Origin of the sequence: Nonomuraea sp. NPDC047897, assembly GCF_043204415.1 — a bacterium.
In the GTDB taxonomy this organism is placed as follows: domain Bacteria; phylum Actinomycetota; class Actinomycetes; order Streptosporangiales; family Streptosporangiaceae; genus Nonomuraea.
This window is the reverse complement of the sequence record NZ_JBIDCC010000010.1, coordinates 223,566-249,514: the sequence shown is the minus strand read 5'-3', so window position 1 is coordinate 249,514 and position 25,949 is coordinate 223,566. Positions and strand designations below refer to the sequence as shown.

At 73.8% G+C, this 25,949-nt stretch carries 20 protein-coding genes; 13 read left to right on the top strand and 7 right to left on the bottom strand.

What is annotated here, in order from left to right; translation table 11 throughout:
- Positions 1–37 precede the first annotated feature (37 nt).
- Genes ACGF0J_RS23770 through ACGF0J_RS23745 form a run of 6 tightly spaced genes read left to right on the top strand, consistent with a single transcriptional unit; the run spans position 38 to position 6,410 of the window.
- Positions 38–1,717: an AMP-binding protein gene (locus ACGF0J_RS23770; protein ID WP_393149144.1), complete on the top strand. Its 1,680-nt coding sequence runs from the start codon at positions 38–40 to the stop codon at positions 1,715–1,717.
- Positions 1,717–2,682: an acyl-CoA dehydrogenase family protein gene (locus ACGF0J_RS23765; RefSeq protein ID WP_393149143.1), complete on the top strand. Its 966-nt coding sequence runs from the start codon at positions 1,717–1,719 to the stop codon at positions 2,680–2,682. Before ACGF0J_RS23770 ends, ACGF0J_RS23765 begins: the two co-directional genes overlap by 1 nt.
- Positions 2,682–3,836, top strand: a complete 1,155-nt coding sequence (locus ACGF0J_RS23760; RefSeq protein WP_393149142.1) for an acyl-CoA dehydrogenase family protein — start codon at positions 2,682–2,684, stop codon at positions 3,834–3,836. Before ACGF0J_RS23765 ends, ACGF0J_RS23760 begins: the two co-directional genes overlap by 1 nt.
- A complete protein-coding gene (locus tag ACGF0J_RS23755; RefSeq protein ID WP_393149141.1) occupies positions 3,833–4,825 on the top strand; it encodes a Zn-ribbon domain-containing OB-fold protein in 993 nt (330 codons plus the stop codon). The genes ACGF0J_RS23760 and ACGF0J_RS23755 overlap by 4 nt, the downstream gene beginning before the upstream one ends.
- Entirely contained in the window at positions 4,825–5,229 is a 405-nt protein-coding gene (locus ACGF0J_RS23750) for a MaoC/PaaZ C-terminal domain-containing protein (protein ID WP_393149140.1), read from the top strand. The genes ACGF0J_RS23755 and ACGF0J_RS23750 overlap by 1 nt, the downstream gene beginning before the upstream one ends.
- Before the next feature lie 14 nt (positions 5,230–5,243).
- Positions 5,244–6,410, top strand: coding sequence for a lipid-transfer protein (locus tag ACGF0J_RS23745; RefSeq protein WP_393149139.1), 1,167 nt, complete (start codon positions 5,244–5,246; stop codon positions 6,408–6,410).
- Between the two features lie 74 nt (positions 6,411–6,484).
- Here the strand turns inward: ACGF0J_RS23745 and ACGF0J_RS23740 are convergent, their stop codons facing one another.
- Positions 6,485–8,095 (bottom strand): sigma factor-like helix-turn-helix DNA-binding protein, encoded by a 1,611-nt coding sequence (locus tag ACGF0J_RS23740; protein ID WP_393149138.1) that lies wholly within the window; start codon positions 8,093–8,095, stop codon positions 6,485–6,487.
- A gap of 301 nt (positions 8,096–8,396) precedes the next feature.
- Here ACGF0J_RS23740 and ACGF0J_RS23735 point away from each other — a divergent pair, with 301 nt between their 5' ends.
- The 6 genes from ACGF0J_RS23735 to ACGF0J_RS23710 all read left to right on the top strand — a co-directional run bounded on the left by ACGF0J_RS23735 (position 8,397) and on the right by ACGF0J_RS23710 (position 13,104).
- Positions 8,397–9,491, top strand: coding sequence for an ABC transporter ATP-binding protein (locus tag ACGF0J_RS23735; protein ID WP_393149137.1), 1,095 nt, complete (start codon positions 8,397–8,399; stop codon positions 9,489–9,491).
- Positions 9,484–10,158, top strand: a complete 675-nt coding sequence (locus tag ACGF0J_RS23730; protein WP_393149136.1) for an ABC transporter permease — start codon at positions 9,484–9,486, stop codon at positions 10,156–10,158. The genes ACGF0J_RS23735 and ACGF0J_RS23730 overlap by 8 nt, the downstream gene beginning before the upstream one ends.
- The gene (locus ACGF0J_RS23725) at positions 10,155–10,826 is read left to right on the top strand and encodes an ABC transporter permease (RefSeq protein WP_393149135.1); all 672 of its coding nucleotides are present in this window, start codon (positions 10,155–10,157) and stop codon (positions 10,824–10,826) included. Before ACGF0J_RS23730 ends, ACGF0J_RS23725 begins: the two co-directional genes overlap by 4 nt.
- Positions 10,827–10,847: 21 nt before the next feature.
- Positions 10,848–11,774: an ABC transporter substrate-binding protein gene (locus ACGF0J_RS23720; protein WP_393149134.1), complete on the top strand. Its 927-nt coding sequence runs from the start codon at positions 10,848–10,850 to the stop codon at positions 11,772–11,774.
- 63 nt (positions 11,775–11,837) lie between these two features.
- A complete protein-coding gene (locus ACGF0J_RS23715) occupies positions 11,838–12,299 on the top strand; it encodes a flavin reductase family protein (protein ID WP_393149227.1) in 462 nt (153 codons plus the stop codon).
- A 118-nt stretch (positions 12,300–12,417) separates the two neighbouring features.
- On the top strand, positions 12,418–13,104 hold the full coding sequence (locus ACGF0J_RS23710; RefSeq protein ID WP_393149133.1) for an HD domain-containing protein: 687 nt from the start codon (positions 12,418–12,420) through the stop codon (positions 13,102–13,104).
- On the opposite strand, the gene sppA is transcribed toward ACGF0J_RS23710, so the two are convergent.
- The 5 genes from sppA to ACGF0J_RS23685 all read right to left on the bottom strand — a co-directional run bounded on the left by sppA (position 13,073) and on the right by ACGF0J_RS23685 (position 20,997).
- Positions 13,073–14,770 (bottom strand): signal peptide peptidase SppA, encoded by a 1,698-nt coding sequence (gene sppA / locus ACGF0J_RS23705; RefSeq protein WP_393149132.1) that lies wholly within the window; start codon positions 14,768–14,770, stop codon positions 13,073–13,075. The genes ACGF0J_RS23710 and sppA overlap by 32 nt on opposite strands.
- Before the next feature lie 77 nt (positions 14,771–14,847).
- Entirely contained in the window at positions 14,848–16,758 is a 1,911-nt protein-coding gene (locus ACGF0J_RS23700) for a S8 family serine peptidase (protein ID WP_393149131.1), read from the bottom strand.
- Between the two features lie 86 nt (positions 16,759–16,844).
- Positions 16,845–19,040, bottom strand: a complete 2,196-nt coding sequence (gene glgB, locus ACGF0J_RS23695; protein ID WP_393149130.1) for a 1,4-alpha-glucan branching protein GlgB — start codon at positions 19,038–19,040, stop codon at positions 16,845–16,847.
- A gap of 135 nt (positions 19,041–19,175) precedes the next feature.
- On the bottom strand, positions 19,176–20,327 hold the full coding sequence (locus tag ACGF0J_RS23690) for a copper amine oxidase (protein ID WP_393149129.1): 1,152 nt from the start codon (positions 20,325–20,327) through the stop codon (positions 19,176–19,178).
- Between the two features lies 1 nt (position 20,328).
- Entirely contained in the window at positions 20,329–20,997 is a 669-nt protein-coding gene (locus tag ACGF0J_RS23685) for a hypothetical protein (RefSeq protein ID WP_393149128.1), read from the bottom strand.
- A 131-nt stretch (positions 20,998–21,128) separates the two neighbouring features.
- Between ACGF0J_RS23685 and ACGF0J_RS23680 the strand changes: the two genes are divergently transcribed.
- Positions 21,129–22,685, top strand: a complete 1,557-nt coding sequence (locus ACGF0J_RS23680) for an MFS transporter (RefSeq protein WP_393149127.1) — start codon at positions 21,129–21,131, stop codon at positions 22,683–22,685.
- A gap of 92 nt (positions 22,686–22,777) precedes the next feature.
- Here the strand turns inward: ACGF0J_RS23680 and ACGF0J_RS23675 are convergent, their stop codons facing one another.
- The gene (locus ACGF0J_RS23675) at positions 22,778–25,855 is read right to left on the bottom strand and encodes a BTAD domain-containing putative transcriptional regulator (RefSeq protein ID WP_393149126.1); all 3,078 of its coding nucleotides are present in this window, start codon (positions 25,853–25,855) and stop codon (positions 22,778–22,780) included.
- Positions 25,856–25,949 lie beyond the last annotated feature (94 nt).

The window sequence follows — 25,949 nt, the reverse complement described above, 5'->3', positions numbered from 1 at the left end:
TGCGTCTCGGTTGACCGAGCGCTTGGTGGAGGGGTGCATGGCTGCGGACACACTCGCCGCTCTGCTGCTCGCCCGCGGCGACGACGAGCGTCCCGGCCTGTACGCCGAGGACCGGGTCTGGTCGTGGCAGGAGCACGTGACGGCCGCCGGCGGCGCCGCGACCTGGCTCGACGCGCACGCCGGCAACGGTCCCCTCCACGTGGGCGTGCTCTGCGACAACGTGCCCGAACTGCTCTTCCTCATCGGCGGGGCGGCGCTGGCCGGCCACGTGGTCGTCGCGCTGAACCCCACCCGCCCGCCCGCCGAGCTGGCCCGCGACGCCGCCGCCACGGACGTCGCCCTGCTGCTCTTCGACGACCCGTACGAGCACACGGCCCGCACGCTGGCCGCGGAGCTGCGCGTGGGATGCCTGCGCCTGGGCGAGGCAGCCGCCGCGCCGCCGCCCCTAGCCGCGCCGTCGCCGCCACCGGCCCCGCCGACCCGGCCCGCCCCGCCGACCCGGGCGACACCGCCCGCCCCGTCGTTCCAGGCTGCCGCTCCGGGCGACCTGGTGATGCTGATCTTCACCTCGGGCACGTCGGGCCGGCCGAGGGCCGTGCGGATCACCCAGCGCAAGCTGGCGATCCCCGGCCGCAGCCTGGCCGCGCTGCTCACACCCGCCGACGTCGTCTACTGCTCGATGCCGCTGTTCCACTCGGGCGCGCTGATGGCGGCCTACGCCCCGGCGCTCGCCTCGGGCGCGGCCCTGGCGCTGCGGCGCAGATTCTCGGCATCGGGGCTGCTCCCCGACGTCCGGCGGTACGGGTGCACGTACCTGCACTACGTCGGCAAGGCACTGTCCTACGTCCTGGCCACCCCGCCACGCCCCGATGACGCCGCCTGCCCGCTGCGGCTCGCCTTCGGCAACGAGGGCAGCGCGACGGCCGTGCGCAGGTTCGGTGAGCGGTTCGGCTGCCAGGTGATCGACGCGTTCGGCTCCACGGAGACGGCGATCGCGCTCACCCCTGACCCGGACGGGCCGCCGGGCTGCCTGGGCCGGCTGCCCGAGGGGGTGGAGATCCGCGATCCGGCGACCGGCGAGCGCTGTCCACCGGCCCGGTTCGTGGCCGGCCGGCTGGTCAACGCCGGGGAGGCGATCGGCGAGCTGGTCAACGTGACGGGCGCCGGCCTGTTCGACGGCTACTACAACGACCCCGAGGCGGACGCCGAGCGTGTCCGCGACGGCGCCTTCTGGTCCGGCGACCTGGCCTACGCCGACGCGGAGGGCCACGTGTTCTTCGCCGGGCGGGGCACCGAGCGGCTGCGGGTGGACGGGGAGAACCTGGCGGTCGCCCCGATCGAGGCGGCCCTGCGGGAGTTCGCCGGCGTGATCGAGGCGACGGTCTACCCGGTGCCGGACGCGGTGGCGGGGGACCAGGTCATGGCCGCGCTCGTGCTGACGGGTCCGTTCTCGCCCGACGCCTTCGCCGCGTTCCTCGCCTCCCGCCGCGATCTCGGCGTCAAGGCCGTACCCCGATACGTCCGTGTCTGCGGGGCGTTGCCGCAGACCCCCTCGCACAAGGTCGTCAAAAGCGGCCTCGCCCGCGAGGCGTGGCGCACCACCGACCCGGTCTGGCTGCGCACCGGCACGGGCTGGCGGCTCCTGGACGACGATGACGTCAACGCGATCGAGGCCGGGTTCGTAGGCAACGGCCGGGCACACCTACTGGAGGGGTAATGGATTTCGGTCTGGACGAGACCCAGCAGGACCTGCGGAAGCTGATCGCCGAGCTGCTCGCCGGGGACGCGGGCGAGGACCGGCTGCGCGAGGCGGGACTGTTCGCCGTGTGCGCGCCCGAAGAGGCCGGCGGCTCCGGGCTGGGCCCCGTCGAGATGGCCGTGCTGCTGCGCGAGGTGGGCGCCCACGCCGCCGCGGTCCCCGCGCTGCCCGTCCTGGCGGGCTCCCTGTTCCTCAGCCGGTACGGCGCCCGCCCCCCGCACCCGGAGGCCGTGCCCGCCCTGCGCGAGCCGGGCCGGGCCCTCGCCGACCCGCCGGCCACCAGGGCCGACCGGACGGACGGGGGCTGGATGCTCACCGGCAGGAAGACCCAGGTGCCGTGGCGCGGGGGCGGCCCGGCGCTGGTGACCGCCGACGCCGGCGTCTTCCTCGTCGAGCGCCCCGAGACGATCCCCGAGTTCACCTCCACCGGCGAGCCGGCCGTCACCGTCGTGCTCGACAGGACGCCGGCCGAGCGGGTGGCGGGCGCCGAGGCCGTCACGGCGGCCCGGCAGATCTTCACGCTGGCCGTGGCCGCCCAGGCCGGCGGCGTGCTGGCCGGGGCGCTCCGGCTCACCACCGAGTACGTCAGGACCAGGAGGCAGTTCGGCCGGGCGCTGGCAGAGTTCCAGGCCGTCACCATGCAGGTCGCCGACGTGTACGTCGCCGGGCGGGCGCTCGACGTCGCGATGTGGTCGGCGGCCTGGCGGCTCGGCGAGGGCCTGCCTGCCGAGGAGGACCTGGCCGTCGCCGCCTTCCACGTGGGGGAGGCGTTCCGCGCCCTCTACACCTGCCAGCACCTGCACGGCGGCCTCGGCCTCGACGTGACCTACCCGCTGCACCGCTACTTCGCCCAGGCCAAGCACCTGTCACACCTGCTCGGCGGCCAGGACGCCCAGCTCGACCTGATCGGAGCGCTCGTCTGATGCTGATCGATCTCACGTCCGACCAGCGCAGGCTCCGCGACGAGCTGCGCGAGTACTTCGGCAACTGCCTCACCGCCGACGACCGCCGCAAGATCGCCGAGGACCCGTTCGGCGAGGCGTACATGGAGCACTGCCGCCGCCTCGGCCGCGACCGCAAACTCGGCCTCGGCTGGCCGAAGGAGTACGGCGGCGCCGGCTACGGCCCCCTGGAGCAGCAGATCTTCGCCAACGAGATCGCCCGGGCGAACGTCCCGTACCCGCTCATCACCCTGCAGACCGTCGGCCCCACGCTCATGCAGTACGGCACGAAGGAGCAGAAGGAGACCTTCCTGCCGCGCATCCTGGCCGGCGAGTGCCACTTCGCGATCGGCTACAGCGAGCCCGAGGCGGGCACCGACCTGGCCGCGCTGCGCACCACCGCGGTGCTCGACGGGGACCACTACGTCGTCAACGGCCAGAAGGTCTTCACCAGCGGCGCCCACCACGCCCAGTACATCTGGCTCGCCACCCGCACCAACCCGCAGGCCAAGAAGCACAAGGGCATCACCATGATGATCGCCTCCACCGACGACCCGGGCTTCTCCTGGACGCCGATCGTCACCATGGACGGCCGCCACCACACCAACGCCACCTACTACAGCGACGTCCGCGTCCCGGTGGACATGGTCGTGGGCGAGGTGGACAAGGGCTGGGACCTGATCGTCAACCAGCTCAACCACGAACGCGTCACCCTGGGCCCGGCGGGGAACCTCGGCCACACCTACGACCGCTTCCTCGCCTGGGCGCGCCGCACCGGCCTGACCGAGCAGCCCGACGTGCGGCGGGCGCTCGGCCGGGTGCGCGCCTACTTCCGCACCAACGAACTGCTCAACTGGCAGGTCGCCGCGAGCATGGACCTCGGCTGGCTGGGCGCGCCCGACGCGTCGGCCACCAAGATCTACGGTTCGGAGCGGACCCAGGAGGTCGGCCGGCTGGTCGGCGACATCCTGGCCCGCTACGGCGACCCGTCCGACCCGGAGACGGCGGAGCTGCTCGAACGGTTCGACCACGGCGTCAAGGGCGGCGTCGTGCTGACGTTCGGCGGCGGCGTGAACGAGGTGCAGCGCGAGCTGATTGCCATGCTCGGCCTGGGCCTGCCGAGGCCGCCCCGATGACCGGCCAGCCGACCGGCGCGGCGACCGGCGCGGCGAGCGGCGCGGCGAGCGGCCCGGCGAGCGGCGCGGACGAGGAGTTGCGCGAGCTGGCCGACAAGCAGGCGGCGCTCGGCGAGGTGCGCGGGACGCCCGCCGCCGACCCGGTCAACATCCCCATGATCAGGCACTGGCTGGACGCCATGGGCGACGCCAACCCGGCCTACCTCGACCGGGGCGTCGCCCCGCCCGCCATGGCCCAGGTATGGACCATGCAGGGCGTCCGGCCGCGCGGCAAGGACCGCAGCCCGGTGGACGACGTGCTCGCCGCGCTGGAGGCACGCGGCTACACGGGCGTCGTGGCCACCAACTGCGAGCAGACCTACCACCGATACACCCGCCTCGGCGAACGGCTCACCCCGGCCACCCGCTTCACCGGACTGTCCGGACCCAAACGCACGGCCCTCGGCGAAGGGTACTTCGCCACCTGGAACGTCACCTGGTACGCGGACGGCGACGAGCCGGTGGCCGAGATGCTCTTCCGGGTGCTCAAGTTCCGCCCCAGGCCCCGCACCGCGCCGGCCCCGGCCTCGGCCTCGGCCGGACGGGGCGAGCCGTACCCGCTCAGACCGGCCGTCAACGCCGACACCGCGTTCTTCTGGGAGGGCGCGCGGCGCGGCGAGCTGCGCATCCAGAGCTGCGCCGACTGCGGCCGGCTGCGTCACCCGCCCGGCCCGCTCTGCCCCCACTGCCGCTCGGCCGACCGCTCCTACGTCACGGCCGCCGGTGAGGGAACCGTCTACAGCTACGTCGTCCACCACCACCCGCCGGTCCCGGGCCGCCGGGCGCCGTTCGTGGTGGCGGTGGTGGAACTGCCGGAAGGGGTACGGATCGTGGGCAACGTCGTGGGCTGCCCGCCCGAGGACGTGGGCGTCGGCATGGCGGTACGCGTGACCTACCGGGCCGTGGACGACGACCTGGTCCTCCCGCAGTGGACGCCGCGGGAGTCGTGATGCGGACCCTGACCGGAAACGACGTCGCGATCGGCGCGGCGCTCCCCGAGCTGACGATCGACCTCACGCCCACGCTGGTCGTCTCGACCGCCCTGGCCACGATGGACTTCACCCCGGTGCACCACGACGTCGAACTCGCCCGCGCCCAGGGCTCGAAGGACATCTTCCTCAACATCCTCACCACGATGGGCCTGGTCGAACGGTACGTCACCGACTGGACGGGGCCGGCGGCGGTCATCCGGCGCATCGACGTCAAGCTGGGCGTCCCCGCGTACGCGGGCGACCGGCTCAGCCTCGGCGGCACCGTCGTGGCCCGCGAGGGCGACGGGTTCCGGGCCGAGGTCCGCGGCCGGGTCAGCCTCGGCGACCACGCCACCGCCGTCGTCACGTTCACCCTCCCCTGACGAGGAGCCTCTCCGTGTTGAAGTCGCAGGCCGCGGTAGCCGGCATCGGCGCCACCGAGTTCAGCAAGGACTCCGGACGATCAGAGCTGCGCCTCGCCGCCGAGGCCGTGCTCGCCGCGCTCGACGACGCCGGCCTCGACCCGGCGGAGGTCGACGGCATGGCGACCTTCACCCAGGACACCAACCAGGAGATCGCCGTGGCCAGGGAGATCGGGGCCGGCGAGCTGACCTTCTTCTCCCGGGTCGAGTACGGCGGCGGGGCCGCCTGCGGCACCGTGGCGCACGCGGCCATGGCCGTGGCCACCGGGGCGGCCCGCACGGTCGTCTGCTACCGGGCCTTCAACGAGCGCTCGGGCCGCAGGTTCGGTCAGCCCGACGCGCGGCTCGGCGGGCAGCCGACCTCGCAGGGGCTGGAGATGAGCTGGCACGTGCCGTTCGGGCTGATGACGCCCGCCGCCTGGGTCGCCATGTTCGCCCGGCGCTACATGCACGCCTACGGCGTGACGTCGGAGGACTTCGGCCGGGTCGCGGTCGCCATGCGGCGGCACGCCGCCACCAACCCGAAGGCCTGGTTCCACCGGCGTCCCCTCACGCTGGAGGAGCACCAGGCGTCCCGGTGGATCGTGGAACCGCTGCACCTGTTCGACTGCTGCCAGGAGAGCGACGGGGCCGTGGCCCTCGTCGTCACCTCCGCCGAACGGGCCCGGGACCTGCGCAGGTCACCCGCCCTGATCACGGCCGCGGCTCAGGGGGCGGGGGAGGGACAGATGATGATGACCAGCTACTACCGGGACGACATGAGCGGGCTGCCCGAGATGTCCGTGGTGGGCGGGCGGTTGTGGCAGATGTCCGGGCTCGGCCCCGCCGACGTCCAGACGGCCATCCTGTACGACCACTTCACCCCGTTCGTGCTGGCGCAACTGGAGGAGCTGGGGTTCTGCGGCCGGGGGGAGGCGGCGGGATTCGTCCGCGACGGCGGCATCGAGCTGGGCGGGCGCCTGCCGGTCAACCCGAACGGCGGCCAGCTCGGCGAGGCGTACATCCACGGCATGAACGGCATCGCCGAGGCCGTCCGCCAGGTCCGGGGCACCTCGGCCAACCAGGTCCCCGGCGTCCACAACGTCCTGGTCACCGCGGGCACGGGCGTGCCGACCAGCGGCCTCATCCTCTCGGCCGGCTGACGCCGGGCCGCTCGCCGTCGGGCCGTCCGCCGTCGGGCCGACCGACGCGGGGGCCGTCTGCCGTCGGGTCGCCGTCAGAAGCCGAAGAAGGCGGGCATTGCGAAGAACACCGCCATCGCGACGGCCACGCAGACCAGGAACCCGACCGCCTCCCAGGCCCAATCGTGGTGCCGGCCCTTGCGCGGCTTGCGGCCCCGCGTGGCCGCCGCGCCGCCCTTGCGCACCGGCTTCCCGGACTTCCCGGACTTCCCGGACTTCCCGGATGGCTGCTTCCCGGTCTGTCTCGTGGCCGGTCCGGCCGCGCTCCGGCGCGCGGGCGCCTCGAACGCGCCGGCCCAGCGGTCCGCCGCCCGGGTCGTCAGCTCGTCCGTCTCGGCGGTCGCGGCCGGGGGACCAGCCTGCTCGGCGCGGTCCGCCCGCGGTTCGTTGGCGGCGGCGGCGCTCGGGGTCCGGCCGTCCGCGGACGCGAAGTACCGCGAGGGCGCGAGCCCCCGCGACGCCGTGCTGCCCTCGGGTGTGGAGGGCCCCTGCGGCGCGGTGGGGGCCGGCAGCCGGTAGACCGGTTCGGCGGTCCGCTGCCGGGAGGCGGTCTGATCGCGCGGCGTGAACAGGCTCCCCGGCCGGTCCGCCCCGGCGCGGCCGGCGTCCGGGCGGCTCGCCACGTCGGTGATGGCGGGCAGCTCCAGCGTCTCCGGTTCGTCGTCCAACACGTCGGCCGGGATGGGCCGCGGCAGGTAGAACGGCTGCTCGCGCCGCTCGACCGGCGTCTCGGCGGCACCCGGCGCGGCGCGTGGGGTGGCGGAGGGGGCGGGGAACGGCTGCCAGGCGCCCGTGGAGAACTCCTGCCACGACCACGTCCCGCTCCCACCGGGGCGGCCGGTGGTGCCGGTGGGGGCCGACGGGTCGCCCACCTTGGGCATCGGCGCGGTCGTCGCGTCGTGGGCGGGCCGGTGGCCCGGCTCGGGCGGCGTCAGCAGGTCGGCCGGGAAGACGCCCGTGGTCGTCGCCGGGTCGCGCAGGTCGTTCAGCGGCAGCGGCCACTGCGGCGGCACCGGCCAGCGGGGGCGGACGAAAAGCGGCGCGGCGGGAGCCGTACGGGATCCGGCGAAGTGGACGCGCAACGCGGCGGGCGGCGACGGCCACGGCAGGCGGCCGAGCACGTCGCGCAGCGGTGCGACCTCCAGTGCCCCGTAGACGTCGGCCACCGAGCTGGGCGCCTGCCCCGCCGTGGCCGCCAGCGCCGCGCCGAGCAGCCGCCGGTAGCGGTGCGCGGCGTTCATCAGCAGTTCCTGCGCCGTGTCGGGCGCGACGTCGAGTGCCCAGGCCAGCTCGGCGCGGTCGAGCCCGCACACCTCCGACAGCACCAGGACCTCACGCTGGTGCGGTCGCAGCTCGCGCAGGGCCCGCTCCACCAGCGCGGACGCGGGGTCGGTCAGCGGGTCGGCGGCGGGAGGCGCGTAGACGACGTCACGCCGGCGGATCTCGCGGCGGGCGTAGGCGTACAGCGCGGCGCGGGCCGGGGGCGGCGTGGCGGCGCCGGTGAGGACGACGGCCAGTACCTCCGCCGCCGAGCCCGGGTCGCCGAGCTGGTCGGCGCAGTACGCGAACAGCCCGGGGGCGTGACGGTCGTAGAGCTCTGCGAGCGACTCGGCGCGCGAGCGCTCACCGGTGAGCGGCTGGGTCACGGGGCCGTTCCTCTTGCTGAAGTGGTGCGGGGGGAGTGCGAGCGGCGGTGCCGGTGGGACAGATGGGACAGGTGGGTCTGACTGATGGTGAGGCAATCATGCCAACTCGGACAGTCCGCCGCATCACGACATCCCGAATTGATCTGATTTCGCCCGCTCAACCGGGCTGGTGTTGTGAACCGTTTAACCACGGGGGCGCGGCGACACGGGGGTCAACGCCGCCGTACTGTGGTCGTTTAGGAGATCATGCGGCGGTCGTGGCACGGGGCCGCGGCCCCTGCCCGTGAGCGAGAGGTCGCGCGTGATCACATTTGACGCTGTCACCAAACGCTATCCGGACGGCACGGTCGCCGTGGACGACCTCACGCTGGAGGCGCCCACGGGCGAGATCACGGTGTTCGTCGGTCCTTCGGGGTGCGGAAAGACCACGTCCCTCCGGATGATCAACCGGATGATCGACGCCACCGAGGGAAGCATCCTGCTCGACGGCGAGCCGGTGCGCGACATCGACCCGCCCACGCTGCGCCGCGGCATCGGCTACGTCATCCAGCAGGCGGGGCTGTTCCCGCACAAGAAGATCGTGGACAACGTCGCCACCGTCCCGCGGTTGCTCGGCTGGGACCGGCGCAAGGCCCGCGACCGGGCCATGGAGCTGCTCGAACGCGTCGGGCTGGAGCCGGGCATGGCGGAGCGCTACCCGTTCCAGCTCTCCGGCGGGCAGCAGCAACGGGTCGGCGTGGCCAGGGCACTGGCGGCGGACCCGCCCGTGCTGCTCATGGACGAGCCGTTCAGCGCCGTGGACCCGATCGTCCGGACGAGCCTGCAGGACGAGCTGCTCCGGCTCCAGGCAGAGCTGCGCAAGACCATCGTGTTCGTCACCCACGACATCGACGAGGCGATCAAGCTGGGCGACCGGGTGGCCGTGCTGCGCGTCGGCGGCCGGCTGGCGCAGCTCGCCGCGCCGGAGACGCTGCTGACCCAGCCCGCCGACGACTTCGTCCGAGAGTTCCTCGGCCACGACCGGGGCATCCGCCGCCTGCAGTTCGTCTCCACCGAGGGGCTGCGCCTGCGCACCGACCTGACCGTGCCCGAAGGGTACGAGGGCGGCCGGAGCGAGCCGTGGCTGCTCGCGCTGACCGGCGACGGGCGGCCGGCGGGCTGGGTGCCCGGCGACGGGCGTGCCGGACCCGAGCCGTTCGGGACGTTCCGGCCGGGGCGCGACTCCATGCGCGCGGCCCTCGACGCGGCGCTGCTGTCGCCCTCGGGCTGCGCGGTCGCCGTGGACGACGACGGCCGGGTGCTGGGCGTGGCCACCCGCGCCGACCTCGACGCGGCGCTGACCGTGGCGGCCGGCGACGGCCGGCCGGCCGCGAGCCCGGAGCGCGCCCATGAATGACGGGCCGCCGACGATCTGGGAGTGGCTCGCCCGCAACTGGGACACCGGCCGGGTCGGCAGCATCAGGGACCTGCTCAGCGACCACCTCGTCATGTCGCTGGTGCCGATCGTCGCCGGGCTGCTGCTCGCCCTGCCGCTGGGCCTGGCCAGCGTGCGCTGGCGCTGGCTCTACCAGCCGACGGCCGGCGTCTTCAACGTCATCTACGCGCTGCCGTCGCTGCCCGTCTTCATGCTGCTGATCTCGGTCACCGGCCTGTCGCAGACCACGGTGATCATCCCTCTGACGTTCTACGCGATGGCGGTGCTCATCCCGGCCGTGGTCGACGGGATCGGGTCGGTGCCCGACCACGTGCGCCAGTCGGCCGTGGCCATGGGCTTCACGCCGCTGCGTCGCCTGGTGCAGGTCGAGCTGCCCATCGCGGCTCCGGTGGTGCTGGCCGGGCTGCGGGTGGTCGCCGTCTCCAGCATCAGCCTCGTCAGCGTCGGCGCGCTGATCGGCCAGGGCGGGCTGGGCATGCTGTTCACCCGGGCCTACCAGAATCCGTTCATGCCGCCCGTCGTCGTCGGCATCGTGCTCATCGTGGCGCTGGCGCTGGTCGCCGACGGGCTGCTGGTGCTCGCGCAGCGGCTGCTCACCCCGTGGGTACGGGCGAGGAGGGCCTCGTGACCTGGCTGACCGACTTCTTCGGCGACCCGGCCAACTGGTCGGGCTCCGGCGGCATCCCGGCGCGGCTCCTGGAGCACCTGGAGTTCTCGGTGCTGGCGCTGCTGCTCGCCGCGCTCGTCGCGGTCCCGCTGGGCCTGCTGATCGGGCACACCGGCAGGGGCGCGCTGCTCGTGGTGGTCTCGGCCAACCTGTCCAGGGCGCTGCCCACGCTGGGCCTGCTGGTCATGTTCGTGCTGCTGCTCGGCACCGCCTCCGCCTGGCCGGTCATCATCCCGCTGGTGCTGCTGGCCGTGCCGCCGATCCTGGTCAACACCTTCGAGGGCATCCGGGGCGTGGACCCCGAACTGCGCGACGCCGCGTACGGGATGGGGCTGCGCGGCGGGCAGGTGCTCGGCCGGGTGCTCGTGCCCGTCGCGCTGCCGCTCATCCTGCTCGGGCTGCGCCTGTCGGCCATCCAGGTGGTCGCGACGACGACCGTGGCCGCCTACACGGGCCTGGGCGGGCTCGGCCGGTTCGTGATCGACGGGTTCGCCACGAAGGATTACGCGAGCGTGGTCGGCGGTTCCGTACTGATTGTGCTGTTCGCCCTCGTGGTGCAGCTCGGGTTCACGCTGGCGCAGCGGGTGACGGTCTCGCCCGGCGTGAGCCGGCGATTGAAGACGCGATAAGCGGCAAGAGAGGGAATCGTGATGAGACGCAAGTTCGGCACCGCCGCGGTGCTTCTGTCGGCGGCGCTGGCCCTGACGGCCTGCGGCGGCGGAGGCGGCGGAAGCAACCCGCTCGACGCGCCCAGCGCCGCGCCCAGTGGCTCGGCCCCGGCCGGGGGCGGCGGCAAGGTCGTCATCGGGTCGTTCGACTTCGACGAGAGCGTGCTGCTCGGCTCGATCTACGCGCAGGCCCTGGAGGCCAAGGGTGTGCAGGTGGAGGAGAAGCCGCGCATCGGCAGCCGCGAGGTGATCTTCGACCAGGTCAAGAGCGGCGGGTTGACGATCGTGCCGGAGTACAACGGCAACCTGCTGTCGTTCATCGACCTGAAGGCCACGGCCGCCACCACCGAGGAGGTCAACGCGGCGCTGAAGGAGAAGCTGCCGGCCGAGCTGGAGGTGCTCGACTCCTCGCCCGCCGAGGACAAGGACACCCTGTCGGTGACCAAGGAGACGCAGGCCAAGGACTCCCTCGCCACGATGGAGGACCTGGCCAAGGTGTCGAAGAAGATGGTCGTCGGCGGTCCGCCGGAGTTCAAGAAGCGCTGGGAGGCCCGCTTCAAGGAGGTCTACGGGCTGGAGTTCAAGGAGTGGAGGCCCACCGGCCCCACCACGGCCGACGCGATCAAGGACGGCACCGTCCAGGTCGGCAACGTCTTCAGCACCGACCCGAAGATGGCCGCCAACGGCCTGGTGGCGCTGCAGGACCCGAAGAGCATCTTCCCCGCCCAGAACGTCACGCCGCTGCTCAACAAGGCCGCCGCGACCGACACGGTCAAGACCGTGCTGAACGACGTGTCCGCCAAGCTGACGACGCAGTCGCTGCTCGACATGATGCAGAAGATCTCCGTCAACAAGGACGAGCCCGCCACGGTGGCCAAGGAATGGCTGACCACCAACGGGCTGGGCTGACCGGCTGCCCGGCCGGGGGGCCGGCCCGTGTCTGAGCCCGCCGACGGCCTGTTCACCGAGGCCATGGCCCAGCTCGCGGCGGGCGTGGCCGTGATCACCGTGCGGGACGGGCGGGACGACCTGGGCGCCACCGTGTCGGCGCTCATGTCCGTCTCGCTGGAGCCGCCGATGGTCCTGGTCAGCCTGGCGAGCCGCGGCTACCTGTGTGAGGTGCTGCTGCGCCAGGACCGCTGGGCGGCCTCCCTGCTGTCGTCCGGCCAGGCCGCCGTCGCCAGCCGCTTCGCCGCCGCCGGCCGTCCCAGTGCCCGCCACCTCGTGGCGGGCACGCCCCATCATCGGGGGGAGCACTCCGGCGCGCTGGTCGTCGAGGGCGGCGTCGCGGCACTGGAGGCCGAGACCGCGCAGGTGGTGCCCGCCGGTGACCACACCCTGTTCCTGGGCCGGGTGCTCGCGGTCGGCTACGTCACGCCCACCCTCCATCCCCTGGTCCGCCTGCGCGGGCGCTATCGCCCGATGAGCCGCTGAGCCGCTGAGCCGCTGAGCCGCTGAGCCCAACCTTTAGAGTGCCTGAAGCCTGCGCTAGGCTTCAGGCACTCTGAAGGTTGGGGCGCGTGCCGTCGCGTCCCGAAGGAAGGACGACGCGATGGACGCCTACGGGGACCTGCCGTTTCCCTGGACCACCCTGACGCTGAAGGCGATGCGCCTGGCACGGAGCATGGAGCATCCCGCGATCTTCAACCACAGCATGCGCACGTACCTCTACGGCCGCTTCCTCGGCGAGCACCAGGGGCTGCGACCGGGCCGCGACTACGACGACGAGCTGCTGTTCCTGGGCTGCGTGCTGCACGACGCCGGGCTCAGCGAGCGAGGCGACGGCGACCAGCGCTTCGAGCTCGACGGCGCGGACCTGGCCGCCGAGTTTCTCGCCGAGCAGGGGCTCCCGCCGCAGAAGGTCGAGGTGGTGTGGGACGCGGTCGCGCTGCACCTGTGCCGCGACATCGCCCTGCGCAAGCGGCCCGAGATCGCGCTGGTGACGACCGGCGCCGGATACGACATCGGGGGCGACGGCCCCGAGCTGCCGCCGGGCTACGCCGACCGCATCCACGCCGTGCTGCCGCGCCTGCACGGCGCCGCGGTGCTCCATGACGCGATCGTCGGGCAGGCGCTCGTCAAGCCGCACAAGGCGCCGCCGTTCACCGTGCCCGGCGAACTGGTCCGCCAGGTGACCGGGCAGACCTGGCCCACCTGGCGGGACCTGGTGAACGACCCCGGCTGGAACGACTACGACGGCTACACCGTCAGCGGATCGTGTACCAGCCCGGCAGGGTGAGCGGGCCGGTGGCCGGCAGGCCCAGCTCGGCGGACAGACGGGCCAGCGGCCCCCAGGCGTCGAGCCGCAGCCGGGTCAGCGCCGCGGTCCTGTCCTCGCTCGACTCGGCCGGGCGCAGCCGCTCCAGCGGGTTCAGCCGCGGGTAGACCCGCACGGGGGCGTCGTCCGCCAGGCCGGCGCGCTTGCGGGCCAGCGTGAGCGCGTCCTCCAGACCGCCCAGCTCGTCCACCAGGCCGCCCTCGCGGGCGTCGGCGCCGGTCCAGACCCGGCCGCGGGCCAGCTCGTGGGCGCGGTCCCGGGTCAGCGAGCGGGCCTCGGCGACCTTGCCCACGAAGTCGTCGTAGATGCGGTCCAGCCAGGCGTTGACCCGCTCCCACTGCTCGGGCGAGAAGGCGCGCGTGGTGGAGAACATCCCGGCGTTCGCGCCCTCGGCCACCAGCTCGGAGTTGACCCCGATCTTGTCCAGCAGCTCCGACACCACGGGCTTGCCGCCGAACACGCCGATCGACCCGGTCAGCGTGCCCGGCTGGGCGACGATGACGTCCGCGGCCATCGAGACGAAGTAGCCGCCCGAGGCCGCCAGGTCGCCCATGGACACGATCACCGGCTTCACCTTGCGGGTCAGCACGACCTCACGCCAGATGACGTCGGAGGCGACGTACGAGCCGCCGGGGCTGTCCACCCGGAACACCACGGCCTTGACGTGGTCGTCCCGGCGGGCGGCACGCAGCGCGGCGCCGACCGTGTCGGAACCCATCGCCCCGCCCCCGCCCAGTGGGCTGCGCCCGCTGCGGCCGGACCTGATCTGCCCGCTGCCGTGCACGAGCGCGATCCCGGCCGCCGTCGGGTTCGGCAGCTTGCGCACGGCGGCGGCCTTGGCGTACCGGGAGACGAACAGCAGGTGCGCGTCGTCCCCGGCGGCCGCCTTGACCTCGTCGTACACCTCGTCCCGGTAGGCCAGCCGGTCCACCAGCCCGGCCTCCACCGCCTCGGCCCCGAGGAACGGCCCCCGGTCGACCAGCTCGCGCACCTTGGCCGGGTCGAGCCGGCGCCCCTCCGCGATGCCCGCGACGAACTGCTCCACGACCGACTCGACGATGCGCTCCATCGACTCGCGGTGCGGCTCGGTCATGTGGTCGTGGGTGAAGGTGTTGGCCGCGGTCTTGTACTCGTGGCGCTGGCCCATCTCGTAGCCGACGCCCAGCTTGGCCAGGGTCCCCTTGACGAAGCGCTGCTCCAGTGCCACGCCGGTCAGACCCACGTCGCCGCTCGGCTGCAGGTAGACGCGCTCGAACGCGCTGGCCAGGTAGTAGGGCACGGTGCCGTTGCCGAACTCGCCGAACGTCTCGGCGAAGGCGACGGTCAGCTTGCCCGCGGCCCGGAACCGGACCACGGCCTGGCGCAGCTCCTGCACCATGCCGAGCCCCAGCGGATGGCCGCCGAGCCTGACGACCAGCGCCTTGACGCGGGAGTCGGCGCGGCCGCGCCGGAGGCCGGCCAGCACGTCGGACAGGCGAGGCTTGCGCATGGACAGCACCGCGGTGAGCGCGTCGCCGGGCGGTCCGTCGGTGAGCCCCTCGGTGAGATCGAGCTCCAGCACCAGCGGAGCGTTGCGCCGCTGGCGGATCCGGTCAACGGTTTCGAAGATCGCCTTCCCTGCGTCCATGAAACCCACCCTAAGCGACACATCTTGGACCGGTGCTCGATGTTCGTCACCGCTCTCGCACCCGGAGCTTCCGAGCCTCAGAGGCTGCCGGCGGCCTTCTTCAGCGTCGCGGCCGTCGCCTTGGAGCTCAGCCGCGCCTTCTCGGCGCCGGTGAGCTTCGTGGTGCCGTTCGTCCCGTGCGCCCAGTTGAGCCAGCCCACGAGCAGCGCGCTGTCCAGCCGCTGCCTGGCCGTCCTGGTCGCCTTCAGCGTGCGGTAGGCCGTGCCCAGCGTCGAGGCGCGGGTCAGCTCGGGGAAGACCTTGCTGGCCTTCTGCACGAGCTTCAGGTAGCAGGTGAGGGTCGCGTCGGGGATCGTGCCGCTGCCGCGATGGATCTCCACGGCCCACTTGGCGGCCGTCAGGCGCTTGCCGGCCGTGCCGCGGGTGCAGACCGCCGCCGCGGGCCTCGGCGTGACCGTCACCGTCACCGTGACCGTCGGCAGCGGGACGGGAGTGGGCGGCGTGCCCGTGCCGGGGTCCTCGGGCCCCTGGTCGCCGCCCGGGTCGCCCGGTGTGGGCGCGGGGCCGCTGCCGCCGGACGGTTCGGGCTGGGGATCGGGGCCGCCGGGGGCCGGCGTCTGGGTGATCACCGGCTGCGGCGCCGACCCGGTCAGCGCCGCGAGCACGTCCAGCCGGGGCGTGCTCACCTGAGCGCCGCCGGCCTCGTACGCGTACGGCCGGCCGGCCGCCTTGAGCCTGTCCACCAGCTCGGTCACCTGGGCCTGCGGCGACTGCGCCCTGAGCAGCGCGAGCGCGCCGGCCACGTGCGGGGCCGCCATGGAGGTGCCGCTGTGCACCGCAGCGGCGTCGTCCGGCACGGCTGCCTCGATCTCCACACCGGGCGCGAACAGGTCGAGCAGCGGTCCCCGGTTGGAGAAGTCGGCGATGGCGTCGGCGTCGTCGTTCGCGCCGACCGCGACGGTCGCGGACAGACAGGCGGGGAAGGCGACGCCCTCGTGGAACTCGTTGCCCGCCGCCACCACGGTCGCGGTGCCGCTGGCGAGCAGCGCCTCGACGGCCGGCCGGAAGGCCCGGCCCTCCTCGGTGTCGTCACAGGAGGCGTCGTACAGCCCGCCGCCCAGGCTGAGGTTGACGGCGGCGACCGGCCGCTGCAGGCCGGCCACGTACTCCATGGCCAGCCGCAGCGACGACTCGTACGCCAGCAGGCACGAGGCCTCGCCGCAGATCTCCTCGTCGTTGACCCGGCTGAACACCTGCACCGCGACGATCCCCGCGCCCGGCGCCACGCCGGCGGCGATGCCCGCCACGTGGCTGCCGTGCTCGCACAGGTTGACGCCGCCGTCGAGGCACCTGGGGGTCTCGGCGTCGGCGGCTCCGGTCCCGGTCTGCGTGGGCTGCCCGTTCGGGCAGAGCGACTCCACGCCCGGCTCCACGGCGGAGAAGCACGCCTCGTCCACGATCCGGCCGGCGAAGGCCGGGTGGTCGCGGTCGATGCCCGTGTCGAGGACGGCCACCGCCTGGCCGGTGCCGGTGAGGTTCTGGGCGTGCGCCTGGTCGGCGCCGATCAGCTTGAGGCTGGACGCCAGCGACGGGGGGTAGGCCCGGTCGCGGTGGATGGACGTCACCCGAGGGTCGTCCGCCAGCGTGGCCAGCTCCTCCGCGGTGCCCTCCACGACGATGAACGGCTGCGTCCGAGGTCGCAGCACCACGTCCACGCTCGCCTCGGCCGCCTGGGCCGCCACGGGCGCGCGCTGGCCCGGGTCGGTCAGCTCGACGATGGCGCGCACCCGGCCCTCGTCCACCGCCAGGCCGCCCTCCAGCTTCTCCGCCGGCCCGCCCGGCGTCGGTGTGGGTGTCGGGGCGGGCGCGGGCGTCGGTGCCGCGGGTACGGGCTCCTGACCGGGCTCCGCCGCGAACGCCGGGACCGAGGGGGCGGCCACGAGCAGGGCCAGCATGACGGAGCACACCATCAGGGGGCGAAGTCGCACGCGTCCTCCGAGAAGGGGGTGATCTTCGGAGTCTAGGAGGAATCACCCCGCGCGCACAGATCCGGAACCCCTTTCTCAGCCAACTTTCATGCGACATTTCCGGGCTCGTCGGATTCGGTGGTTTCGGTGTTCTCGGGGCGTTCCGCGAACAGCCACACCGCCCCCAGCGGCGGCACCCGCAGCCGGGTCGAGTACGGCAGCCCGTGGCACGGGTCCTCGACCGCCTCCACCGACCCCATGTTGCCGACCCCGCTGCCCCAGTAGTCGTAGGCGTCGGTGTTGAGCACCTCGGCCCACTCCCCGCCGTACGGCAGCCCGAGCCGGTAGTCCTCGTGCGGCGCCCCGCTGAAGTTGACCACGCAGGCCAGCGCCGACCCGTCGGCCGCGTACCGGACGAACGAGAACGTGTTGCCCGGCGCGTCGTCGGCGTCGATCCACCGGAACCCCTCGGGCTCGGTGTCCCGCTCCCACAGCGCCGGCAGCTCCTTGTAGCGCCGGTTGAGGTCGCGGACGAGCTGCTGCACGCCCCGGTGGCCGTCGAACTCCAGCACCCACCAGTCGAGCCCGCGCTCCTCCGACCACTCCGACCCCTGGCCGAACTCGCCGCCCATGAACAGCAGCTGCTTGCCCGGATGCGCCCACATGAACGCCAGCAACGCGCGGAGCTGCGCGAAGCGCTGCCACTCGTCGCCCGGCATCTTGCCCAGCAGGGACCCCTTGCCGTGCACGACCTCGTCGTGCGACAGGGGCAGCACGTAGTTCTCGGAGTAGGCGTAGATGAGCGAGAAGGTGAGCTGGTGATGGTGGTACTGGCGGAAGATCGGCTCGTGCTGGAGGTAGGCCAGCGTGTCGTGCATCCAGCCCATGTTCCACTTGAACCCGAACCCGAGCCCGCCCAGATGCACCGGCCGGGACACCCCCGGCCATGCCGTCGACTCCTCGGCCACCGTCGAGATGCCCGGGGCCTCCCGGTAGACGACGGAGTTCATCTCCTTGAGGAACTCGACGGCGTCGAGGTTCTCGCGGCCGCCGTAGACGTTCGGCGTCCACTCGCCCTCACGCCGCGAGTAGTCGAGGTAGAGCATCGAGGCGACCGCGTCCACGCGCAGCCCGTCGATGTGGAACTCCTTCAGCCAGTAGACGGCGTTGGCCACCAGGAAGTTGCGCACCTCCCTGCGGCCGAAGTCGAAGACGTACGTGCCCCAGTCGGGGTGCTCGCCGCGGGCCGGGTCGGCGTGCTCGTACAGCGGGGTGCCGTCGAAGCGGGCCAGCGCCCAGTCGTCCATGGGGAAGTGCGCGGGCACCCAGTCGAGCAGCACGCCGACGCCCGCCTGGTGCAGCCGGTCCACCAGGTGCCGGAACTCGTCGGGCGTGCCGAACCTGGCCGTCGGCGCGTAGTAGGAGGTCACCTGGTAGCCCCACGAACCGCCGAACGGGTGCTCGGCCACCGGGAGCAGCTCCACGTGCGTGAAGCCCAGGTCCACCACGTACTCCACGAGCTGCTCGGCCAGCTCCAGGTAGGACAGGCCGGGCCGCCACGACCCCAGGTGCACCTCGTAGACGCTCATCGGGGCCTGCTGCGGCGCCGTCGCGCCCCGGGCGGCGATCCACTCGTCGTCCTGCCAGGCGTAGGCGGACTGCTCGACGACCGAGGCCGTCTGCGGCGGCACCTCGGTCCGTCGCGCCATCGGGTCGGCCTTGTCGCGCCACACGCCGTCGGCGCCGAGGATCTGGTACTTGTAGCGCTCGCCCACGCCGATGCCGGGGACGAACAGCTCCCACACGCCCGAGCCGCCGAGCGAGCGCATGGGGTGGGCGGTGCCGTCCCAGTGGTTGAAGTCGCCGACCACCCGGATGCCCCGCGCGTTGGGCGCCCACACGGCGAACGCGGTGCCCTCGACGTCCTGGTGCCGCATCACCCGGGCGCCCAGGGCCTCCCACAGTCGTTCGTGCCGTCCCTCGCCGATGAGGTGCAGGTCCACCTCGCCCAGCGTGGGCCAGTGCCGGTACGGGTCGCGCACCTCGTGCGGCTCGCCGCCCGCGTACTGGACGCTGAGCGTGTAGTCGGGGGCCTTGTCGAGCCCGGGCACGGTGACCTCGAACACCCCGTGGGCCTGGTGTCTCATGTCGTGGGCGGTCCCGTCCTCCAGCACCACCCGCACCCGCTCGGCGAGCGGGCGCAGCGCCCGGAACGTGACACCGCCCGCGACGGGGTGCGCACCCAGGATCGAATGCGGATCATGGTGCGCCCCGCCCGCGAGGCGGTCGAGCTCTGTCCTCATCGGCATGCTCCCAACCCTGCCCTACGACGACCGTCCAACCCAGGCACTGCCCGCTTTCACCGCGACAATCACCGGAAGTTGTGAATATCACGTTTATGCGGCTAGATCGGTGGGGTTTGGGTGGGAGTTGTCCTGTTATGGGGTGGGGTTCTTCGCCGTCACGTCGCGCGGGGTGATCCGGAAGCCCTGCCAGTGGATCGGCATCGGGTCGGCGTCCTCGTCGCGGGCGACGTGGTGGAAGCCGACGTTCACCCACAGCACCGGGTCGGTCAGCCGCTCGCGGCCCGCGTACTTGTCCACCGACCTGCGGCAGCGCGGTGACGGGTTCTGCGTGGCCAGCCGCTCGCACGCCTTGTACTGGGTGACGTAGAGGTCGGCCCGGGTGAACGCCTCGTCGGCCGGCCCGCGGTACTCGGCGCTGTCGGAATTGTTGATCTCCCACGACATCGGATGCCTGTCGGTGTTGAGCGCGCTCGGGTCGACCACCCGCCACCAGCGCATGCGCTGGTTCACGGCCCGCGTCTCGCGGGTGAGACGGGTGCGCTTCATCGTGCGCTTCTTCGTCTGGTCGCCCGTGAAGTCGTACTGCTCCACCACGTCCCGCGAGCCGCCGTGGACGTCGAAGTCCATCCGCCAGAACACGTTGTGGCTGTGCGACTCCTCGAAATGGCTGTGCCCGACGCCGATTGGCCAGCCGTGCTTCGGCGTGGTCACGGTGCCGGCCAGCGACCCGGTGGCGCCCAGGCGCGGGGTGATGGAGCCGTCGTCGCCGAAGACGAACTCCGAGACGTAGGTGTACCAGCCGACCTGGTAGGCCGCCAGCACCACCAGCTCGCGCCCCTGCCGCGACCTGCGCTCGGCGGGGTCGCCGTAGCCGTCCTTGAGGTGCGCGTGACCGCGTGCCCGGTCGAGGACGCACACCTTCTCGGCCCGCCGCTCGCCGCCGGGGCAGTCACCGCTGGTCAGCGCGAACGCGGCCTCGCCCAGCGAGCCGATGTCGTGGTAGCGCGGCTCGCCGCTGTCGTACGGCACGTGGATCTGCGCGAGCGCGGCGCTGCGCAGCACACTGGTCGGGGCGCCGCCGCGCGGCGTGTAGACCACCTTGCGCAGGGTCAGCCCCTCGATCGTGCGCATCTCCCAGCACATCTGCCAGCGCGCGCCGTTCGGCAGGGTCTTGTCGATCAGGTACGGCGCGGCGCACGCGGCGGCGGCCGGGGCCGCGATCGTCACGGGGGAGGCGTGCGCCGCCGCGGCGACGAAGGCCGCGAGGGCGAGTCGGAGGAACACGTCACCACTCCAGGGTGTGAACCTTCTTGGCGGACAGGTCGACGACGATGCGGCTGGTGTCGAGGAAGGTGCCGTCGGGCAGCCGGACGAACAGGCGCAGGCAGCGGTGCCTGGCGCAGGCCCCGCGCGAGGCGGAGTGGATCAGCCCGCGCAGGGACAGGTCGGCCGCCGAGCCCAGCTCCCGGCCGGCGGCCCTGCGGTAGGCGCTCCTGACCCCGTCGCCGAACCGCGGATCGCGCAGCAGCAGCTCGGCGGCGCGCGTCTCCTCCTGACGGGACGGCGGCGGCTGCACCCCCGTGTCGGTGACCTCGCGGACGACCCGGCCCTCGCCGAGGTCCACCGTGCGGACGGTTAGCTCGTCGCGGGCGTAGTCGTAGACGTACGCCTCGGCCCGCCGCGCGCCCTCACCGTCCTTGGCGTCGTCGCGCTCGACGTAGAGCAACTGGGCCCGTCCGGCCGCCAGATGGGCGCGCATCCCGGCGGTCGCCAGGGCGGCGGCGCGCTGGATCTCCTCCGTCGTGAGCGGGTCGGCGGGGCCGGGCGCGGTGGCCCGCGCCGCACCGCCCGCCTGTGCCGCGCCCGGAGTGCCGTCGCCCGGCAGCAGCAGGACGCAGGCCCCGAGGCCCGCGACCACCACCCCCGAGGCCGCGAGCACCACCACTCGCCGCATGCCGCCTCCTTTACTCTGAGTTTGCGAGCACCTGCGAAGAGTAACTGGACGCGGCCCGGTCGGGGGCGGAACGACGATATTCGGCGGCAGCACGTTGACCTCAAGCATTGTTGAGGTCCTACGTTTCCCTCATGAGCGTCAACCGTGCGGGCAAACGCGAGTGGACCGGCCTGGCCGTCCTCATCCTGCCCACCCTCCTGCTGTCCATCGACGTGTCCGTGTTGCACCTGGCCGTCCCCGCGCTGAGCGCGGACCTGCGGCCGACCGGGGCACAGCTCCTGTGGATCAACGACATCTACGGCTTCCTCATCGCCGGGTTCCTGATCACCATGGGGACACTCGGCGACCGCATCGGGCGGCGCAGACTCCTGCTGATCGGGGCGGCGGCGTTCGGCGCCGCCTCCGTGCTGGCCGCCTACGCGCCGAACGCCGAGTCGCTGATCGCCGCGCGGGCGTTGCTGGGCGTCGCCGGGGCGACGTTGATGCCGTCCGTGCTGTCGTTGATCAGCAACATGTTCCGTGATCCGGCCCAGCGCACGGTGGCGATCAGCCTGTGGATGACCGGGTTCACCGGAGGCATGGTGATCGGGCCGCTGGTGGGCGGGGTGCTGCTGGAGCACTTCTGGTGGGGGTCGGTGTTCCTGCTCGGCGCACCGGTCATGGCGGTGCTGCTGGTGGCGGGTCCGCTGCTGCTGCCCGAGTACCGGGCCCCCCGGTCGGGGCGGATCGACCTGCCCAGCGTGGTGCTGTCGATCACGGCGGCGCTGGCCGTTATCTACGGCGTCAAGGAGTTCGCCTCCGGCGCCACCGGTTGGACCCCCGCGCTGTCCGTGGCGGCCGGGCTGGCGCTCGCCGTCGTGTTCGTCCGGCGGCAGCGCACGCTCGCCGACCCGCTCATCGACCTGAAGCTGTTCGCCGAGCGCCGGTTCGGCGGCGCCCTGGCCACGCTCCTGCTGGTCATCATGGTCGGGCCGGGGGTGGGGCTGCTGTCCGGGCAGTACCTGCAGCTCGTGGCCGGGCTGTCGCCGCTGGAGGCCGGGTTGTGGTCGCTGCCGCCCACCGTGGCGGTGATCGTGGGGTTCGTGCTGTCGCCGGCGCTGGCCCGCCGCTTCCGGCCCGGGTACGTCGGAGCGGCCGGACTGCTGGTGAGCGTGGCCGGGTTCGTGCTGCTCGCCCAGGTCGGGGCCGGCTCCGGGATCGGGCCGCTGGTGGCCGGGCAGGTGCTGTTCTTCCTCGGCGGGTCGCCGCTGCTGGTGCTGGGCACCGACATGGTGGTGGGCTCCGCGCCGCCCGAGCGGTCCGGCTCGGCGGCGGCCCTGTCGGAGACGGCCCAGGAGTTCGGCGGGGCGCTCGGGCTGGCGCTCTTCGGCAGCCTGGCCGCCGCCGTCTACCGGGCGCGGCTCACCGTACCGGAGGAAGTGCCCGCCGAGGCGGCCCAGGCGGCCCGCGACACGCTCGGCGGCGCCGCGACCGTCGCGGCACGCCAGCCGGCGCCCGTCGCGGCCGAGCTGCTGGACGGTGCCAGGGCCGCCTTCACGGACGGCCTCGCCGTGACCGCCGCCGCCGGCGCCGTGGTGCTCCTGGTGGCGGCGATCCTGTCCGCCGTGACCCTGCGCCAGGTCCCGCCCACCGGCCACCCGCCCACCACCCCCGACCCGGCGGCCGAGAGGGAAACCATCCCCACATGACCCGACGCGATCAGGCCGTCGTGGGAGGGGGCGACGCGATCGGACCGGGGTGGGGAGGCGTCGAGAGGGGCGGCGTGGTCAGGCCGGGGTGGTCAGGCCGGGGTGGGGAGGAGGGTGTCAAGGGGGGCGTCCGCACCGTCGGTCAGAGCCACGGCGAGGGCCGCGTCGCCCAGCGCGGCACGCACCCCGGCGATGATCCGGTCCACGTCACCCCGCTCCGCGGGCGGCAGCGGCGCGCCCGCCGAGCCGCGGAGCGCGGCGGCCTTGCCGAGCAGCCGTCCCGCCTCCTCGTGGGCCCCGCCCAGCGCGCGGGCCCCCGCCAGGCCCTCCAGGGCCAGCGCGACGGCCCTCGGGTCGCCGACCTCGCGCGCCGCCTCCAGCGCGTCGAGCTGCGCGGACAGGGCGGCGGCCGCGTCGCCGCGCTGCTCGGCGACGAAGCCCAGCTCGGCCAGGATCAGCGCCGCCCCCGGCGCCCCCGACACCTCCCGCACCCAGTCGATCCACTTGCGCAGCAGGCGCTCGGCCTCGTCGAGCCGCCCCTGCCTGCGGGCGCTGAGCGCCAGCCCCACCTCGGCGAACTCCTCGGCGGGCCGGTTGGACTGTGACACGGCCAGCGCCCTGGCCCGCTCGTGGTAGTCGTCCGCCAGCGCGTGGTCGCCGGTCAGCATGGCGGTCCGGCCCAGCCGCGAGAGCGCGTCGCAGACGGCGGTCAGCAGCCCGAGCTCCTCGGCCATCCGCAGCCCGTCGCGGCGCAGCTCGGCGGCCCGCTCGTAGTCGCCGGTGATCTCGGCGAGCGTGCCGAGGTTCTCGGCGGAGCGCATCTCACCCCACCGGTCACCGGCCTCGCGGAAGAGGGCCAGGCCGCGCTCGCCGTCGCGGCGCAGCGCGGCGAGGTCGCCGCGCATGCCGGCCCAGCTCGCCCGTACGCTCAGCGCGGCGGCCGTGCCCCACCGGTCGCCCAGAGACTCGCACGCCGCCAGCGCCGACTCGACCAGGCCCACGCTCACCGACAGGTCGTCGAAACCGAAGCTCGCGTAGCCGATGAACCACCGCGCCCGCGCCCGTCGCACCGGGTCGGCCACGGCCTCGAACAGATCCGGGTCGACCGGGCGCAGCCGTCCGGACAGCAGGGTCAGTCCGTCGAGCCAGAGCCGGGCCTGGGGGTCGCCGGAGACGGACAGCGCCTTCTCCAGCGCCCGCCGGCCCTCGCCGAACCTGCCGCGCAGCACCCAGTACCAGGCCATCGCGTTGACCAGCCGCACCGCCTCGTCCGCGGCGCCCAGCCGGACGGCGTGCTCGATGGCGGCCCGCACGTTGGCGCTCTCGGCGTCGAGCAGCGCGAGGTGGTGACGCTGCCCGTGGCCGCGCAGGTGCGGCTCGGCCCGCTCGGCCAGCCCGGCGTAGTGGCGGGCGTGCCGCAGCCTCAGCTCGGCCAGCTCGCCGGCCTCGGCCAGCCGCTCGACGCAGTAGGCGGCCACGGACTCCAGCAACCGGTATCTGCCGTCGGCCGTCGGCACCACCAGCGAGCGGTCCACGAGCCGGGTCAGCGTGTCGATGACGTCCAGGCCGGGCTGGGCGCACACGGCCGCGGCCGCCTCCAGCGTGCAGCCGCCGGCGTGCACGGCGAGCCGCCGCAGCACGAGCCGTTCCTCCTCGGTGAGCGGCTCCCAGCTCCAGTCGATCACGGCGCGGAGCGTCTGCTGCCGGGCCGGCCCGCCGCGCCGCCCCACGGCGAGCACCCGGAACCGGTCGTCCAGGCGGTCGGCGAGCCCGCGCGGCGTCAGCGCCCGCATGCGGGTGGCGGCGAGCTCCAGGGCGAGCGGCAGCCCGTCCAGCCGCGCGCAGACCTCCGCGACGGCCTCCTCGTCGTCCAGCCCGACCCCCGCACGGGCCCGCAGCAGCTCCGCGGCCGCCTCGCCGCCGAGCGGCGGCACCGTCCACAGGGTCTCGCCCGCGATCCGCAGCGGCTCCCGGCCGGTCGCCAGGATCCGCAAACCGGGTGCCGCCCGCAGCAGCCGCTCGGCCAGCGCGGCGACCTCCTCGACCACGTGTTCGCAGTTGTCCAGCACGAGCAGCGTGTCGCCGGCGCGCAACGCGGCGGCGAGCCGGTCGGCCATCGGGGCGGGCACGTCGTCACGCAGCCCCAGCACCGTGGCCACGGCCTCCTGTACCTCGGCGGGGGAGGCCGACGTCAGCTCGGCCAGCTCGACCAGCCACACGCCGCCGGGGAACGCCCGGCCCGGGTCGGCGGCGACCTCCAGCGCCAGCCGGGTCTTGCCGACCCCGCCCGGGCCCGAGAGCGTGACGAGGCGGTTGGCCGACAGCAGCGCCCGGACCTCGGCCACCGCTGCGTCCCGGCCGATCAGGGGGGTGAGCGGCGCGGGCAGGTTGGTGGCGGGCGGGGTGGGCGGCCGGCTGGGTGGTTCCAGCGCGGGGTCCTGCTCCAGGATCGCCTGGTGCAGCGCGGCCAGCTCGGGGCCGGGGTCCACGCCCAGCTCGGTGGCCAGCCGCTCGCGCAGGTCGGCGTAGCTCGCCAGCGCCTCGCTCTGCCTGCCCGCCTGGTACAGGGCCCGCAGGTGCACGGCACGCAGCCGCTCGCGTAGCGGATGCTCGGTCACCGGGCCGGCCAGCTCGGCGGCGAGCGGCCCGTGCTCGCCCAGCGCGAGGCGGGTCTCGGCCAGCTCCTCCAGGGCGGCCAGCCGCTGCTCGTCCAGCCGCGCGATCTCGGTGCGGGCGAACTCCTCGTCGGCGAAGTCGGCGTACGCCGGTCCGCGCCACAGCTCCAGCGCCTCGGTGAGCAGCGCGCGCCGGGCGCGGAGGTCGTCGTCGCGCCGGGCCCGGTCGAGCAGGGCGCGGAACCGGCCAGCGTCGACGTCCTCGGCCGCGGCGCGCAGCAGGTAGCCGGGCGCGCGGAAGGCGACCAGCTCGCGGTCGCCGAGCGCCCTGCGCAGCTGCGACACCTTCACCCGAAGCGCGGCGGGCGCGTCACCCGGCGGACGCCCGCCCCACAGGTCGGCGATCAGCCGGTCGGCCGATACGGGCGCGCCCCGGTGGACGAGCACGTGGACGAGCAGGTCGGCCAGCAGCGCGCGGACCTTCGCCTCGGGCACCTGGACCGGCTCGCCCCCCTGGCCCCACACCGTCAACGGGCCCAGCACCCCGAATCGCATCAGCCCCCCATAACCCTCTCCGAACGGAACCATAACCGGCGCCTCCGACAGTGGACTCCGGCGACCCGGAACGCCGTCCGGCGACCCGGAACAG

Bases quoted from the DNA above. Each gene is read 5' to 3' on its own strand.
- ACGF0J_RS23770 (WP_393149144.1), top strand. From the start codon at position 38: ATGGCTGCGGACACACTCGCCGCTCTGCTGCTCGCCCGCGGCGACGAC.
- ACGF0J_RS23765 (WP_393149143.1), top strand. From the start codon at position 1,717: ATGGATTTCGGTCTGGACGAGACCCAGCAGGACCTGCGGAAGCTGATC.
- ACGF0J_RS23760 (WP_393149142.1), top strand. From the start codon at position 2,682: ATGCTGATCGATCTCACGTCCGACCAGCGCAGGCTCCGCGACGAGCTG.
- ACGF0J_RS23755 (WP_393149141.1), top strand. From the start codon at position 3,833: ATGACCGGCCAGCCGACCGGCGCGGCGACCGGCGCGGCGAGCGGCGCG.
- ACGF0J_RS23750 (WP_393149140.1), top strand. From the start codon at position 4,825: ATGCGGACCCTGACCGGAAACGACGTCGCGATCGGCGCGGCGCTCCCC.
- ACGF0J_RS23730 (WP_393149136.1), top strand. From the start codon at position 9,484: ATGAATGACGGGCCGCCGACGATCTGGGAGTGGCTCGCCCGCAACTGG.
- ACGF0J_RS23720 (WP_393149134.1), top strand. From the start codon at position 10,848: ATGAGACGCAAGTTCGGCACCGCCGCGGTGCTTCTGTCGGCGGCGCTG.
- ACGF0J_RS23715 (WP_393149227.1), top strand. From the start codon at position 11,838: ATGGCCCAGCTCGCGGCGGGCGTGGCCGTGATCACCGTGCGGGACGGG.
- ACGF0J_RS23710 (WP_393149133.1), top strand. From the start codon at position 12,418: ATGGACGCCTACGGGGACCTGCCGTTTCCCTGGACCACCCTGACGCTG.
- sppA (WP_393149132.1), bottom strand. From the start codon at position 14,770: ATGGACGCAGGGAAGGCGATCTTCGAAACCGTTGACCGGATCCGCCAG.
- glgB (WP_393149130.1), bottom strand. From the start codon at position 19,040: ATGAGGACAGAGCTCGACCGCCTCGCGGGCGGGGCGCACCATGATCCG.
- ACGF0J_RS23685 (WP_393149128.1), bottom strand. From the start codon at position 20,997: ATGCGGCGAGTGGTGGTGCTCGCGGCCTCGGGGGTGGTGGTCGCGGGC.
- ACGF0J_RS23680 (WP_393149127.1), top strand. From the start codon at position 21,129: ATGAGCGTCAACCGTGCGGGCAAACGCGAGTGGACCGGCCTGGCCGTC.
- ACGF0J_RS23675 (WP_393149126.1), bottom strand. From the start codon at position 25,855: ATGCGATTCGGGGTGCTGGGCCCGTTGACGGTGTGGGGCCAGGGGGGC.